This window comes from Streptomyces sp. B21-105, from assembly GCF_036898465.1.
Lineage (GTDB): Bacteria > Actinomycetota > Actinomycetes > Streptomycetales > Streptomycetaceae > Streptomyces.
Window position 1 is genome coordinate 494879 of record NZ_JARUMJ010000001.1, and the last position, 15111, is coordinate 509989.

Sequence of the window (15111 nt, forward strand, 5' to 3'; positions counted from 1 at the left end):
CGTCAGGCGGTGCCCTCTTCGGCCTGGTCGCGCAGGAAGTTGCTGACCTGACGGGCCAGGCTCTCGCGTCCCGCGCCGGGCGCGGCGCCGCCGGAGCCCTCCTGCAGTCCGATGCCGCCGCTCCACAGCCGGCGGTCGGCCCAGTCGTCGTCCACCCGCAGCTGGATCTGGACGTCCACCTGCTTCAGGGACGCCTCGGCTCCCGCCGCGTACAGCACGGCGGTGGCCCGGCGCAGGGGGTAGACGTCGAAGCCCTCGATGAACTGCGAGTTGCGCCAGTCGATGAACGCGCTCTCGCCGTCCGGGCCGAGCCGTACGTCGATCTGGCCGTCCTCGAGGTGGATCGTCGAGTGGCCTTCGCCGCGGTTCTCGACCGTCACCCGCAGACAGAAGTACGTCAGGCCCTCGGCGGCGTCGTCGCGCCCCCGCGGCGGCTCGCTCTGCTCCAGGCGGTGGACGCGGACCCGCAGACCGGCATGCTCGTCGTACTCCTGCCAGTCCCCGACCACGTTCGGCTCGTACACGGTGCACCTCTCGACTTCTACCGGCTGCTTCCTATCCGTGCGCCGATCGCACTGTCAAATGAGCGGAATGCGCTGTGGCCAGGGGGTTCACCCCCTTTGATCGCTGATCAAGCCGTGCGCAGGCACTATCCGCCGACGGGTCCGAAAGGGCTTGCCGACGGCGTGCCGCACATCACGTCGCGGACAAGATCAGCGGGTCCGCCGGCCCGGCGGGACGACCGGCAGGAGCCCGTGGCGATGCCGGGCGCGACGGCCGCCAGGAGCCCCGGAGATGAGCTGCCATATATTGCTACAAATGGGGTAAAACTGTTTAAGGAGTTTCATCGCGGGCATCAGCAGGTCAGTGCTTCGGACTGGAGGCACGTCCGTGGGGCTCGCCGCGAGGTCGGCCCGGTCCCGGGTGCTTTCCGGCCGCCCGCCCGAGTACGCGATTCCCACGATGTCCGCCCTTTCACCGGCATCCTCGTGAGGGAGGTGCGCCTGATGCGTACCACCGTCCGAACCAAGCAGCACCCCCATGACGACGCCCCGGACACGGGCGAGTCCTTCGCACGGCTCGCCGGACTGCCCGACGGGCCCGAGCGCCGGGCGCTCAGGGACGAACTGGTCACCCTCTGGCTTCCCATGGCCGAGCGGATCGCCGTCCGCTTCCGCGGCCGCGGCGAGGCCCTCGAGGACCTCTACCAGGTCGCGGCGCTGGGGCTGGTCAAGGCGGTCGACCACTACGACCCCGACCGCGGGCGCGCCTTCGAGGCGTACGCGGTGCCCACGATCACCGGCGAGATCAAACGTCACTTCCGCGACCACATGTGGACGCTGCACGTGCCGCGCCGGGTCCAGGACCTGCGCAACCGGGTACGGCACGCCGGCAAGGAGCTGTCGCAGACCATTCCCGGCCGGCCGCCGACGATCGCCGAGATCGCCGCGTACGCCCAGCTGACCGAGGACGAGGTGCGCACCGGCGCCGAGGCCCTGGAGTGCTTCTCCGCGCTGTCACTGGAGGCCGAGCTGCCCGGCACCGACGGCTACGCGCTCGAGGACGCGCTCGGCGACCCCGACCCCGGCTACGACACGGTCGTCGACCGGGTGGCCGCGGCGCCCTGCCTGCGGGCCCTGCCGGAACGCGAACGGACCATCCTGTACCTGCGGTTCTTCGTGGGGATGACGCAGAGCAGCATCGCGGAACAGCTCGGCATCTCCCAGATGCACGTCTCCCGCCTGCTGAGCGGCTGCTTCGAGCGGCTGCGCGAGGAGATCAGCGCCGAGGCGGAGGCCGCCTGACCCGGCGCACGGGAGAGGGCGACCGACCCCGCGCGCGGGCGGGCCCGTCTTGCTCCGACGGGGGAGCGCCGGGGACCTGGGTGGGGCCGTGCCGGTCCAGGACGTCCTCCAGTACGGCCCGGATGTCCGGAGGCAACTCCCCCCGGCGCCCCCACAGGAGGATCAGCTCGGCCACGCTGCGCAGCTTGACGTTGGTGTGCTGGGAGACCTCTTTGAGCACGACCCACCCCTCGTCGGGGGTCAGCCGCCCCAGCGCCACGACCACTCCGATGGCCTGGTCGACCACCGCGTGGGAGGCGACGGCCTCCTTCAGCTGCTCGACCTCCTCCTGAAGCGCGAAGATCAGGGCCGTTTCGTCACGGGATGTGCGCGGTACTCGTCCCATCACTCCATCGTGCCACCGGGTCGCTCGGCAGGCGGCCGGGACCGGGTCGGCCGGACACTGGTAACAGAACCGCACGCCCGGAACCGCCCGCCCGGAGCCGCCCGCCACGCGACCCGCTCCCCGGCGGCCCGCGCGACCGACCCGCCGCCGACAGACCAGGAACGCGAGTGCCATGAACCGTCGTCCGACATCCGCCCCCGGCGCTCGGGGAACCGTCACCACACACTCCGTGTTCGGTGCTCCCTGCTGGGTGAGCCTGACCAGCCGGGACCTGGAGGCCACCCAGGACTTCTACGGGGCGGTGCTGGGCTGGAAGTGGCTGCGGGGCACGCTGGGCGACCACTTCCGTACCGCCCTGGTCGGCGGCGTGCCGGTCGCGGGGATCGCGGCGGTCGCCTCGATGTGGCAGATGGCGGTCGCGTGGACGCCGTACTTCGCGGTGCCCAGCGCGGACGAGGCCGCCTCCCGGGCCCGCGAGCGGGGCGGGACGGTGGCCGTGGGGCCCATCTCGCTCCCACCGGGCCGGGCGGCGCTGCTGGCCGACCGGGACGGCGCGACGTTCGGCGTCTGGGAGGGCGAGCTGATCGGCAACTGGGAGGCCTGGCGGCAGGCGGCGCCCGCCTTCATCAGGCTGCACACGCGCGACGCCTTCGACTCCGCCATCTTCTACGGCGAGATCCTCGACTGGGCCACCGACCGCCCCGGCGCCTGCCAGGTCCACTACGAGTCCGGCGAGGTCTGGCTGCGCAACCGCGGCGACGTCGTCGCCCGCATCGAGTCCGGGGCGCTCGAGGCGGCGCCGGACCCGACCATCCGCCCGCACTGGCAGGTCCACTTCGCCGTGGCGGACGTGTCGGCCTGCGCGCGCGCCGCGGAGAAGCACGGCGGCTCGGTGCTGCGCGAGAAGGCCGAGGAAGCGGTGCTGCGGGACCCCGACGGGGCCCAGTTCACGGTGACCTCGCGCCGCGAACGCTGAGCCCGCCGCCCAGCCCCGGGTCCGCTACCAGCGGCACCGAGGCCGCCACGAGCCCGCGAGCCGCGCAGAGGCCGTCACGAGCGGCGCGGGGGCCGTGCCAGGACGAGGAGGCTGCGGGCCTCCAGCGTGACCTCCGCGCCCGCCTTGTACTCCGTCTCGTCCGGACCGCCGTCCGGCTCGACGGTGTCGGCGCACACCGTCCAGCGTTCGCCGTGGGCGGCGTCGGGCAGCCGGAAGACGACCGGCTCCCAGTAGCTGTTGAACAGCAGCAGGAACGAGTCGTCCACGACGGGCCCGCCGCGCGGGCCGGGTTCGGCGATCGCGTCGCCGTTGAGGAAGACGCCGACGCTGTGCGCGTCGGGGCGCAGCCAGTCGCCGTCCGTCATCTCGCTCGCGTCGGGCCGCAGCCAGACCAGGTCGGGGAGCGGCTGCCCCGCGTGGGTGACCGTCTCGCCGCGGAAGAAGCGCCGCCGCCGCAGCACCGGGTGATCGGCGCGCAGGGCGATCAGACGCCGGCAGAAACCGAGGAGGTCCCGCTGCTCGTCGGACAACCGCCAGTCGATCCAGGACACTTCGTTGTCCTGGCAGTAGGCGTTGTTGTCGCCGCCCTGGGTGCGGCCGAGTTCGTCGCCGTGGGAGAGCATCGGAATGCCCTGCGACAGCAGCAGCGTGGCGAGCAGGTTGCGCTGCTGCCTGGCCCGCAGGGCGAGCACCCCGGGACGCTCCGTGGGTCCCTCGACGCCGCAGTTCCAGGAGCGGTTGTCGCTCTCGCCGTCGCGGTTGTCCTCGCCGTTGGCCTCGTTGTGCTTGTCGTTGTACGAGACCAGGTCGCGCAGCGTGAAACCGTCGTGCGCGGTGACGAAGTTGACGCTGGCGCGCGGGCGGCGCCTGCTGTGGGCGTACAGGTCGGAGGAGCCGGTCAGGCGGGAGGCGAACTCGCCCAGCGAGCCGGGCTCGGCGCGCCAGAAGTCGCGTACGGCGTCACGGTAGCGGCCGTTCCACTCCGACCACAGGGGCGGGAAGTTGCCCACCTGGTAGCCGCCCTCGCCGACGTCCCACGGTTCGGCGATGAGTTTGACACGGCTGATCACCGGGTCCTGCTGGATGAGGTCGAAGAACGCCGAGAGCCGGTCCACCTCGTGGAACTGCCGGGCCAGCGTGGCCGCGAGGTCGAAGCGGAAGCCGTCGACGTGCATCTCCGTGACCCAGTAGCGCAGCGAGTCCATGATCAGTTGCAGTACGTGCGGGTGCCGCATGAGCAGGCTGTTGCCGGTGCCGGTGGTGTCGTAGTAGTGCGCCCAGTCGCTGTCCACGAGCCGGTAGTAGGAGGCGTTGTCGATGCCGCGGAAGGAGAGCGTGGGGCCCTTCTCGTTGCCCTCGGCGGTGTGGTTGTAGACCACGTCGAGGATCACCTCGAGCCCGGCCGCGTGCAGCGCCTTGACCATGCCCTTGAACTCGTCGACCTGCCGGCCGCGGACGCCGTGGGCGGCGTAGTCGTTGTGCGGGGCGAAGAAGCCGATCGTGTTGTAGCCCCAGTAGTTGGACAGGCCCCGGTCCCGCAGCACGCCGTCCTGCACGTACTGGTGCACGGGCATCAGCTCGATCGCCGTCACGCCCAGCGAGGTCAGGTGCCCGGTCACCGCGGGGTGGGCGAGCCCGGCGTAGGTGCCGCGCAGGGCGGGCGGGACGTCGGGGTGGGTCCGGGTCAGGCCGCGGACATGGGCCTCGTAGATCACCGTGTCGGCGTAGGGACGGCGGGGCGGTGCGTCGTCGCCCCAGTCGAACGCGGGATCGATGACCACGCCCAGCAGCGTGTGACCGAAGCTGTCCGCCGGGTCGGGCCGGTCGCCGGCCCGTTCGAACAGCGAGGCGTGGTTGTCGATCTGGCCGTCGACGGCCCGCGCGTAGGGGTCGAGGAGCAGCTTCGCCGGGTTGCACCGGTGGCCGCAGGACGGGTTCCACGGCCCGTGCACCCGGTAGCCGTACCGCTGCCCGGGGCCGACGCCGGGCAGATACGCGTGCCAGACGAAGCCGTCGACCTCGGTCAGCGGGACTTCGCGGACGTCGCCGTCGTCGTCCACGAGGACGAGGTCGACGCGTTCGGCGACCTCGCTGAAGAGCGCGAAGTTGGTGCCCTGCCCGTCGAAGTCGGCGCCCAGCGGGTAGGGGTGCCCGCTCCAGGCGGGCACCCCTGCACGGCGATCCGTCCGATGGCGCCGTGACGTCACGGGGCGGCCACCAGGACACGCGGTTCCTCGGCGGCCGGGGCGGCCACGACGGCCATCGGCAGCGCGCGGGGCACCTTGCGGCCCTCGCGCAGGTCGGGCGCCGGCCGGGTCGGCACCAGCGGCTTGCGCTCGCCCGAGCGGGCACGCTGGGAGAACCAGATGACCTTGCTGCCGGTGTCGGTGGAGCAGCAGCCCCAGCCGTCGCTCATCGCGGCGATGCGCTCCAGGCAGGCCCGCAGGTCCTGATCGGGGCGCAGATGGCGGTCGTCGCCCCCGAGGGCCGTGATCAGATGCTGGCCGTTCCACCACATCTCGATCGACGTGTGCTTGTCCGTGGCGTGCTCGTCGATGGCCTCCAGCAGCATCACGGCGCCGCGGCAGACGGGCTCGACGAGCGTCTGGAGGTCCCAGTGGTTCAGGTGTGCGGCCAGTATGCGCCTGACCTGTCCGACGCGTTCCGCACTGACGTCCACATCCAGGTGGTAGTAGCAGGGGACTGCGGTCTTCATCTCGTTCGCTCCTCACCGGCGAGGCTCCGCTTCTGCCGGCCCGACGGACGGGCCACCGACACGAAGCGTGAGCGGTAATCGCTTCAGAGTCACAACCACAGTGGGGCTGCTACGCCATTCGTGCAACACGAGCACACCACAATCAAGATCCAACAGGACGTTGGGTGATGCGCCGTGCACCATAAGTGAAGGCCTCGGGAGGTTGGACGTTTTCGCACCTCTGCGGAAAGGGCCGACCCGCTCGTCTCGAGCGGCGTACCTCGTGAACTCCCGGAAGGTGACCAGCGCGATGCTGCAACCAGCGAAGACCGAAGTCGCCAGAACCCTGCGCAGTTTCCGGTCCTGGGAGCGGGCCATGCTCGCGCACCCCGAGGACCGCACCGCGCGGGCCGCCTTCGAGGACTGCGGATACACGCTGTGCGTGCTGATGGGCAAGCGGTGCGCCCGGGAGGCCGCGGACGCCGCGGAGCAGTATCTGCGCGCCGGCACGGCCGCCCGCCACCGCGAGCGCCGGGGCGCGAACCTGAGGAACGGCGCGGCACGGCTCACCGTGACGCGTCCCCTTCCCTGTCTGCCCGCGGAGACGTAGCCGTCCGCGGCGGTGCAGGTCCGTTCGCCCAACACCGGGCGAGCGAAGCCATTTTCAGTCAGCGGAGGTGCAGAGTTGAAGTCCACCAGGGCGATCGGCCGGATCCCGGTACGGGATGTCGAACCGCGTGTGGAATGCGGCAGGCGGCCGGCGAAAGCCGTGGTCGGTGAGACGGTGCGGATCTCCGCGACGGTGTTCCGCGAGGGCCATGACGCCATCGGCGCCAACGTGGTCCTCAAGAGCCCGGAGGGCGCCCGTGGGCCCTGGACGCCGATGCGTGAGCTCGCCCCCGGCACCGACCGCTGGGGCGCCGACGTGGCCCTGGAGGCCCTGGGCCGCTGGACCTTCACGGTGGAGGCGTGGAGCGACCCGATCACCACCTGGCGCCGCAACGCGGCGATCAAGATCCCGGCGGGGATCGATGCGGGACTGGTCCTGGAGGAGGGCGGCCTGCTCCACGGGAAGGCGGCCGCCCGGGCTCCGCGCGGTCCGCAGCGCACCCTGCTGCGGGAGACGGCGAAGAAGCTGCTGGACGACTCGACCTCGGTGGCCGAGCGCTACGCGGCGGCGTTGACGCCGGAGGTGGACGAGGTGCTGGCGCGGTTTCCGCTGCGGGAGCTGGTGACCGCGTCGGAGCCGCTGCCGCTGCTGGTGGAACGCGAACGCGCCCTGTACGGGGCCTGGTACGAGTTCTTCCCCCGTTCCGAGGGCACCCCCGAGCAGCCCCACGGCACGTTCCGCACCGCCGCCCGCCGGCTCCCAGCGATCGCCGCGATGGGCTTCGACGTCGTCTACCTCCCCCCCGTCCACCCCATCGGCGCCACCTTCCGCAAAGGCCGCAACAACACCCTCGACGCACGCCCCGACGACGTCGGCGTGCCCTGGGCGATCGGCTCCCCCGAAGGCGGCCACGACGCCGTCCACCCCGCACTGGGCACCCTGGACGACTTCGCCCGGTTCGTCGGGCAGGCCCGCGCGCTCGGCCTGGAGATCGCCCTCGACTTCGCCCTGCAGTGCTCCCCCGACCACCCCTGGGTCGACAAGCACCCCGAGTGGTTCCACCACCGCCCCGACGGCACCATCGCCCACGCCGAGAACCCGCCGAAGAAGTACCAGGACATCTACCCCGTCGCCTTCGACGCCGACATGAAGGGCCTGATCGCCGAGACCGTGCGGGTGCTGCGGCACTGGATGGGCCACGGCGTGCGGATCTTCCGCGTCGACAACCCCCACACCAAACCCGTGGTGTTCTGGGAACGCGTCATCGCCGAGATCAACGGCGCCGACCCCGACGTGATCTTCCTGGCCGAGGCGTTCACCCGGCCCGCGATGATGCACGCCCTCGCCCAGATCGGCTTCCAGCAGTCCTACACGTACTTCACCTGGCGTACCACCAAGGACGAGCTGACCGAGTACCTCACCGAGCTGTCGGGGCAGGCCGCCTCGTACATGCGGCCCAACTTCTTCGCCAACACCCCCGACATCCTGCCCGCCCACCTCCAGCACGGCGGCCGGCCCGCCTTCGAGGCCCGCGCCGTCCTGGCCGCCACCCTCTCCCCCACCTGGGGCGTGTACAGCGGCTACGAACTCTGCGAGAACACCCCCCTGCGCGAGGGCGGCGAGGAATACCTCGACTCCGAGAAGTACCAGCTCACCTCCCGCGACTGGGAGGCAGCCGAACGCGAGGGCCGCACCATCGCCCCCCTCATCACCCGCCTCAACACCATCCGACGCGCCAACCCCGCCCTCCACCGACTGCGCAACCTCCGGTTCCACGGCACGGACAACCCCTCCGTCATCGCGTACAGCAAGCGCGAGGGATCGAACACGGTTCTGGTGGTCGTCAACCTCGACCCCCACCACACCCAGGAGGCCACGGTCTCGTTGGACATGCCGCAACTCGGCGTGGAGCACGACGCGATCCTGTCCGTACACGACGAGCTGACCGGTGCCACGTACGCCTGGGGCAGGACGAACTACGTGCGCCTGGAGCCCGGTCGGACCCCTGCCCACGTGTTCCACGTCCGGTGAACCACCCTGCCGATCGGAGGCCCCAGACCGCCATGACCGTCAACGAACCCGTTCCGGACACCTTCGAGGACACGCCCGCGAAAGACCGCGATCCCGAGTGGTTCAAACGCGCCGTGTTCTACGAGGTCCTCGTCCGCTCCTTCCAGGACAGCAACGGCGACGGCATCGGCGACCTCAAAGGCATCACCGCCAGACTCGACTACCTGCAATGGCTCGGAGTCGACTGCCTCTGGCTCCCGCCCTTCTTCAAATCACCCCTGCGTGACGGCGGATACGACGTCTCCGACTACACCGCCGTCCTTCCCGAATTCGGCGACCTCGCCGACTTCGTCGAATTCGTCGACGCCGCCCACCAACGCGGCATGCGCGTCATCATCGACTTCGTCATGAACCACACCAGCGACCAGCACCCGTGGTTCCAGGAATCCCGGAACAACCCCGACGGACCCTACGGCGACTACTACATGTGGGCCGACGACGACAAACAGTACGCCGACGCCCGCATCATCTTCGTCGACACCGAAGTCTCCAACTGGACCTTCGACCCCGTCCGCAAGCAGTACTTCTTCCACCGCTTCTTCTCCCACCAACCGGATCTCAACTACGAGAACCCGGCCGTGCAGGAGGAGATCCTGGCCGCCCTCCGGTTCTGGCTGGACCTGGGCATCGACGGGTTCCGCCTGGACGCCGTGCCCTACCTCTACGCCGAGGAGGGCACCAACTGCGAGAACCTGCCGGCCACGCACGAGTTCCTGAAGCGGGTCCGCAAAGAGGTCGACGCGCACTACCCCGACACCGTGATCCTGGCCGAGGCCAACCAATGGCCCGAGGACGTCGTCGACTACTTCGGCGACTACACCTCCGGCGGCGACGAATGCCACATGGCATTCCACTTCCCCGTCATGCCCCGCATCTTCATGGCCGTCCGCCGCGAATCACGCCACCCCGTCTCCGAGATCCTCGCCAAGACCCCCGCCATCCCCGCCACCTGCCAATGGGGCATCTTCCTGCGCAACCACGACGAGCTCACCCTCGAAATGGTCACCGACGAAGAACGCGACTACATGTACGCCGAATACGCCAAAGACCCGCGTATGCGCGCCAACATCGGCATCCGCCGCCGCCTCGCACCCCTCCTCGACAACGACCGCAACCAGATCGAGCTCTTCACCGCACTCCTGCTCTCCCTGCCCGGCTCCCCGATCCTCTACTACGGCGACGAGATCGGCATGGGCGACAACATCTGGCTCGGCGACCGCGACGCCGTCCGCACCCCCATGCAGTGGACACCCGACCGCAACGCCGGCTTCTCCTCCTGCGACCCCGGCCGCCTCTCCCTGCCCACCATCATGGACCCCGTCTACGGCTACCAGGTCACCAACGTCGAGGCGTCCATGTCGTCGCCCTCCTCGCTCCTGCACTGGACCCGCCGCATGATCGAGATCCGCAAACAGAACCCCGCCTTCGGCCTCGGCACCTACACCGAACTCCCCTCCTCCAACCCCGCCGTCCTCGCCTTCCTGCGCGAACACGACGACGACCTCGTCCTGTGCGTCCACAACTTCTCCCGCTTCGCCCAACCCACCGAACTCGACCTCAGCCGCTTCCACGGCCGCTACCCCGTCGAACTCTTCGGCACAGTCCGCTTCCCGCCCGTCGGCGAACTCCCCTACCTGCTCACCCTCGCCGGCCACGGCTTCTACTGGTTCCGGCTCACCAGAGCCGCGTCCCGGACCGGCCACCGCCCGTGAGCGTGCGCCGAGGAAAGGATGGGTCACCGTGACGAAGACCGCGAAGACCGCACCCCTGCGCCCGGGTGGCGCGAGCGGCGTCCGCTCCGCGGGGCCGCTCGGCGCGCTGCTGCGCGAGTGGCTGCCCCGGCAGCGCTGGTTCGCCGGCAAGGACCGCCCGATCACCGACCTGCGCATGCTGTCGATGACCGAGCTGTATCCGGGCTGTCTGCATCTGCTGGTGCACGCCGGCCAGTCGGGCGTCCCGACGCCCGGCGGCACTCCCCCGGCCGGCGACTGCTACCAGTTGCTCCTCGGCCTCCAGGAGCATCTGTCACCGCGGCTGGGGCGGGCGCTGATCGGCAGGGTGGAGGAGGGGCCGCTCGCCGGGCTGACCGTCCATGACGCGATCCAGGACCCGCGGTCGGCGCATCTGCTCCTGGAGCGGATGCGGCACCCCGGCACGCTCGGCCCGTTGACCTTCGATTCGGACCCGTCCGTGTCGCTGCCTCCGGGGCTCGCGCCGCGCCTGCTGGAGGCCGAGCAGTCCAACACCTCCCTGGTGTACGGGGACGCGTTCATCCTGAAGATCTTCCGGCGTGTCCAGCCCGGGGTGAACCCCGATCTGGAGGTGCCGGTCGCGCTGGCCGGGCAGGGGTGCGGGCGGGTGCCCGCACCCGTGGCGTGGTTCCGCACGACCCATCCGCAGGAGGCGACGCTCGGCGTGCTGCAGCCGTTCCTGCCCGACGCCTCGGACGGCTGGACGCTGGCGCTGCGCGCGCTCTCCCGCGGCGAGGACTTCACGGCGGAGGCCGAGGAGCTGGGGCGGGCCACCGCCGACGTCCATCTCGCGCTCGCCGCGGCCCTTCCGGCCGGTCCGGACGCCGAGGACGGGCGCACGGCGGCCGCGATGACCGAGCGGCTGGAGGCGGCCGCGCACCACGTGCCGGCGCTGCGGCCGTTCGTGCCGGGCCTCACCACCGCGTTCGGCGCGCTGTCGGCGTGCGACGCGGGTCCGCCCGCCCAGCGCATCCACGGCGACCTGCACCTCGGGCAGGTCCTGCGCGCCGGACGCGACTGGTTCGTCATCGACTTCGAGGGCGAGCCGTCCCGTCCGCTGGCCGAGCGGCGCAGCGCCCACTCCCCGGTCCGGGACATCGCCGGAATGCTGCGCTCCTTCGACTACGCCGCCCGCCAGCGCCGCCCGTGGCGACCGGAGTGGGCGCGGCGTTGCCGGGAGGCCTATTGCGCGGGCTACGCGGCCCGCGCGGGCTGGGACCCCCGGAAGAAACATGCCCTGCTGCGTGCCTACGAGACGGACCGAGCCGTGTACGAAGTGCTGTACGAGGCCCGTAACCGACCCGACTGGCTGCCCGTACCCATGGCGGCGATCGAACGACTCGCCGTCCGAGGAGGCTGACCCCTGTGGCCCTGCGTGACACCTCTCCGCCCGAATCGGCCGGCCCCCGCCCGCGTACGGCGCCCGCGCTCGACGCGGGCGACCGCGGACGGCTGCTCTCGGGCTCCCACCACGATCCGCACGCGCTGCTCGGCGCGCACCCGGTGCCGGGCGGGATCCTCTTCCGGACGCTGCGGCCCTTCGCCGACGCCGTGAGCGTGGTGATCCACGGCGATCCCACGCCGTTGGTCTCGGAGGGCGACGGCCTCTTCGCCCTGGTGCTGCCGCTCGACGCGGTGCCCGCGTACACGCTGCTGGTGTCGTACGAGGGCGCCGAGCACAAGGTGGACGATCCGTACCGGTTCCTGCCGGCCCTGGGCGACCTCGATCTGCACCTGATCCGGGAGGGGCGGCACGAGGAGCTGTGGAAGGCGCTCGGCGCCGAGCCGATGGCCCATCAGGGGGTGCTCGGCACCCGGTTCACCGTGTGGGCGCCCAACGCGCAGGGGGTGCGGGTCGCGGGGGACTTCTGTTTCTGGGACGGGACGGCCTTCCCGATGCGGTCGCTCGGCGCGTCCGGGGTGTGGGAGCTGTTCCTGCCGGGGATCGGCGAGGGCGCCCGCTACAAGTTCGAGATCACCTCGCGGCACGGGGACCGGTTCCTCAAGGCGGACCCGATGGCCCGGCGCGCCGAGGTGCCGCCGGACACGGCGTCGATCGTGCACGCCTCGCACTACGAGTGGTCGGACGGGGACTGGATGGCGCACCGGGGCGACGTCCCCGTGCACGTCGCCCCGTTCTCCGTGTACGAGGTCCATCTGCCGTCCTGGCGGCCTGGCCTGACGTACCGGGAGCTCGCCGAGCAACTGCCCGCCTATGTACGGGATCTCGGCTTCACACATGTGGAGCTCATGCCGGTCGCCCAGCACCCGTTCTCGGGTTCCTGGGGCTACCAGGTCACCGGCTTCTACGCGCCCACCGCCCGGCTCGGCACCCCGGACGACTTCAAGTACCTGGTGGACGCGCTGCACCGGGCCGGCATCGGCGTGATCGTGGACTGGGTGCCGGCGCACTTCCCCAAGGACGACTGGGCGCTCGGCCGCTTCGACGGGGAACCGCTGTACGAGCCCGGCGACTCACGGCGGGCCGAGCATCCCGACTGGGGGACGTACGAGTTCGACTTCGGCCGGGTCGAGGTGCGCAACTTCCTGGTGGCGAACGCCACGTACTGGTGCGAGGAGTTCCACATCGACGGCCTGCGGGTGGACGCCGTCGCCTCGATGCTCTACCTCGACTACTCGCGCGACTCCGGGCAGTGGACGCCCAACGTGTTCGGCGGGCGTGAGGACCTGGCCGCCATGGCGTTCCTCCAGGAGATGAACGCGACGGTGTACCGCCGCAACCCGGGCGTCGTGACGATCGCCGAGGAGTCCACCGCCTGGGACGGCGTGACCCGGCCCACGGGCAGCGGCGGTCTGGGCTTCGGGCTGAAGTGGAACATGGGCTGGATGCACGACTCGCTGCAGTACATCGGCAAGGAGCCGGTGCACCGCAAGTACCACCACAACGAGATGACCTTCTCGATGGTGTACGCCTACAGCGAGAACTACGTGCTGCCCATCTCGCACGACGAGGTGGTCCACGGCAAGCAGGCGCTGGTGTCCAAGATGCCGGGCGACTGGTGGCAGCGGCGCGCCGACCACCGTGCCTACCTGGGCTTCATGTGGGCCCATCCGGGCAAGCAACTGCTGTTCATGGGGCAGGAGTTCGCGCAGGGCGCGGAGTGGTCCGAGGCGCACGGGCCGGAGTGGTGGCTGCTCGACGCCGGGTACGCGTCGGCGGGCGACCATCGGGGCGTGCAGGACCTGGTGCGCGACCTGAACACCGTGTACCGGGCCACCCCCGCGCTCTGGGAGCGCGACACCGACCCCGCCGGCTTCCGGTGGGTGCTGGGGGACGCGGCGGAGGACAACGTCTTCGCGTTCCTTCGGTACGACGCGCAGGGCGCGCCGCTCCTGGCCGTCAGCAACTTCTCCCCGGTGGTGCGCCACGACTACCGTCTCGTCGTCCCCGACGGCGTCCCGGCCTGGCGCGAGGTGCTCAACACCGACGCCGAGCACTACGGCGGCAGCGGCGTCGGCCTGCCCGACGCCGTCGCCGCGCGCGACGGGGAGCTCAGGCTGACGCTGCCTCCGCTGGCGACGGTCTGGATGGCTCCGTCGTCCGTGTGAACAGGGCCGGACGGGGCAGTCGGGTGCGTACCACCCACCCAGAGAAGGGCTGACGTCGCGTGCGCACCGTGGGAGTGGAGGAGGAACTCCTCCTGGTCGACCCGGAGACCGGCGAACCGCGGGCTCTGTCCGCCGCCGTCCTCGCCCGCGCCGCGCGGTGCGAGGACGGCGGCGACGACGTCTTCGAGAAGGAACTGCACAACCAGATGCTCGAGTTCGCCACCCATCCGCAGTCGGGGATGGACGAGCTCGGCGCGGAGATCGTGCGGATACGCGGGGAGGCGGCCCGGCACGCCCGGGCGGCAGGCTGCGCGGTGGCGGCGCTCGCCACGTCACCGCTGCCGGTGCGCCCTTCGGTCAGCATGAACGGGCGCTACCAGTGGATGGCGCAGCAGTTCGGCATCGCCACGCAGGAGCAGATGGTGTGCGGCTGCCATGTCCATGTGTCCGTCGGCTCGGACGAGGAGGGCGTCGCGGTCGTCGACCGTATCCGCCCCTGGCTGTCGGTGCTGATGGCGCTGAGCGCCAACTCGCCGTTCTGGCAGGGCCGGGAGACGGGATACAGCAGCTATCGCAGCCGGGTGTGGCAGCGCTGGCCGTCGGCCGGCCCGACCGAGTTGTTCGGTTCGGCGGAGCGCTACCACCGGCGGGTGGCGGACATGGTGGCCACGGGCACCATCCTCGACGAGGGCATGGTCTATTTCGACGCCCGGCTGTCGGCGCGCTATCCGACGGTGGAGGTGCGCGTGTCGGACGTCTGTCTGCACGCGGACACCGCGGTGCTGATCGCCACGCTGGTGCGCGGGCTCGTCGAGACGGCCGCCCGGGAGCTGGAGGCCGGCCGGGAGCCGGTGGACCACAGTGTGAGCCTGCTGCGGCTGGCCGGCTGGCGCGCTGCCCGCTCGGGCCTCACGGGGGACCTGCTGCACCCGGCGACCATGCGGCGCGCGCCCGCCGGGACGGTCGTCGGGGCACTGCTGGAACACGTCCGGGACGCGCTGGCGGACGCCGGGGACCTGGAGCGGGCCCGCGCCTCGTGCACCGACCTGCTGCGGCGCGGCAACGGGGCGCGCCTCCAGCGCGAGGTGTGGGAGCGCACCGGCAGTCTGCGCGAAGTGGTCGCCGCCTGCGTGCGGCACACCCAGGTCTGACCACGCACCCCGCCCCCGGACGACGCGGTTCCGCCCTCGGGCCGGTCCGGGCGGACGGTCGGCGGCCCGTGCGGTCC

The 15111-nt window shown here is 71.2% G+C and carries 11 protein-coding genes and 1 pseudogene; 8 read left to right on the forward strand and 4 right to left on the reverse strand.

The features are described from left to right. Nucleotides 1-2: 2 nt before the first annotated feature. Nucleotides 3-524, reverse strand: a complete 522-nt coding sequence (locus QA802_RS02000; RefSeq protein ID WP_334517647.1) for a hypothetical protein — start codon at nucleotides 522-524, stop codon at nucleotides 3-5. 483 nt (nucleotides 525-1007) lie between these two features. Here QA802_RS02000 and QA802_RS02005 point away from each other — a divergent pair, with 483 nt between their 5' ends. Continuing rightward, nucleotides 1008-1805, forward strand: coding sequence for a SigB/SigF/SigG family RNA polymerase sigma factor (locus QA802_RS02005; RefSeq protein ID WP_334517648.1), 798 nt, complete (start codon nucleotides 1008-1010; stop codon nucleotides 1803-1805). Between the two features lie 58 nt (nucleotides 1806-1863). On the opposite strand, the pseudogene QA802_RS02010 reads toward QA802_RS02005, so the two are convergent. Next, nucleotides 1864-2190 (reverse strand): annotated as a pseudogene (locus QA802_RS02010) (ANTAR domain-containing protein); the annotation flags it as partial. A gap of 172 nt (nucleotides 2191-2362) precedes the next feature. Between QA802_RS02010 and QA802_RS02015 the strand changes: the two are divergent. After that, complete coding sequence (locus QA802_RS02015) at nucleotides 2363-3166, forward strand: VOC family protein (RefSeq protein ID WP_334517653.1); 804 nt, start codon at nucleotides 2363-2365, stop codon at nucleotides 3164-3166. A 74-nt stretch (nucleotides 3167-3240) separates the two neighbouring features. Here QA802_RS02015 and glgX read toward each other — a convergent pair whose 3' ends face one another. Next, nucleotides 3241-5355, reverse strand: a complete 2115-nt coding sequence (gene glgX, locus QA802_RS02020) for a glycogen debranching protein GlgX (protein ID WP_334517655.1) — start codon at nucleotides 5353-5355, stop codon at nucleotides 3241-3243. Nucleotides 5356-5390: 35 nt separating this feature from the next. Further along, nucleotides 5391-5903: a pep a2 gene (locus QA802_RS02025; protein WP_334517656.1), complete on the reverse strand. Its 513-nt coding sequence runs from the start codon at nucleotides 5901-5903 to the stop codon at nucleotides 5391-5393. Nucleotides 5904-6192: 289 nt separating this feature from the next. On the opposite strand from QA802_RS02025, the gene QA802_RS02030 reads away from it, so the two are divergent. From QA802_RS02030 to QA802_RS02055, 6 genes are all read left to right on the forward strand, one after another. Beyond that, a complete protein-coding gene (locus QA802_RS02030) occupies nucleotides 6193-6492 on the forward strand; it encodes a DUF5133 domain-containing protein (RefSeq protein WP_057581198.1) in 300 nt (99 codons plus the stop codon). A 75-nt stretch (nucleotides 6493-6567) separates the two neighbouring features. After that, nucleotides 6568-8523, forward strand: coding sequence for an alpha-1,4-glucan--maltose-1-phosphate maltosyltransferase (locus QA802_RS02035; RefSeq protein WP_334517658.1), 1956 nt, complete (start codon nucleotides 6568-6570; stop codon nucleotides 8521-8523). A 32-nt stretch (nucleotides 8524-8555) separates the two neighbouring features. Continuing rightward, on the forward strand, nucleotides 8556-10274 hold the full coding sequence (gene treS, locus QA802_RS02040) for a maltose alpha-D-glucosyltransferase (protein WP_334517660.1): 1719 nt from the start codon (nucleotides 8556-8558) through the stop codon (nucleotides 10272-10274). Nucleotides 10275-10302: 28 nt separating this feature from the next. Continuing rightward, on the forward strand, nucleotides 10303-11673 hold the full coding sequence (locus tag QA802_RS02045) for a maltokinase N-terminal cap-like domain-containing protein (RefSeq protein WP_334517662.1): 1371 nt from the start codon (nucleotides 10303-10305) through the stop codon (nucleotides 11671-11673). A 5-nt stretch (nucleotides 11674-11678) separates the two neighbouring features. Next, nucleotides 11679-13883 carry a 1,4-alpha-glucan branching enzyme gene (glgB, locus tag QA802_RS02050; RefSeq protein WP_334517664.1) on the forward strand — a complete coding sequence of 735 codons (2205 nt, stop codon included), beginning with the start codon at nucleotides 11679-11681 and terminating at the stop codon, nucleotides 13881-13883. A 59-nt stretch (nucleotides 13884-13942) separates the two neighbouring features. Next, complete coding sequence (locus QA802_RS02055; protein WP_334517666.1) at nucleotides 13943-15034, forward strand: glutamate--cysteine ligase 2; 1092 nt, start codon at nucleotides 13943-13945, stop codon at nucleotides 15032-15034. Nucleotides 15035-15111: the final 77 nt, after the last annotated feature.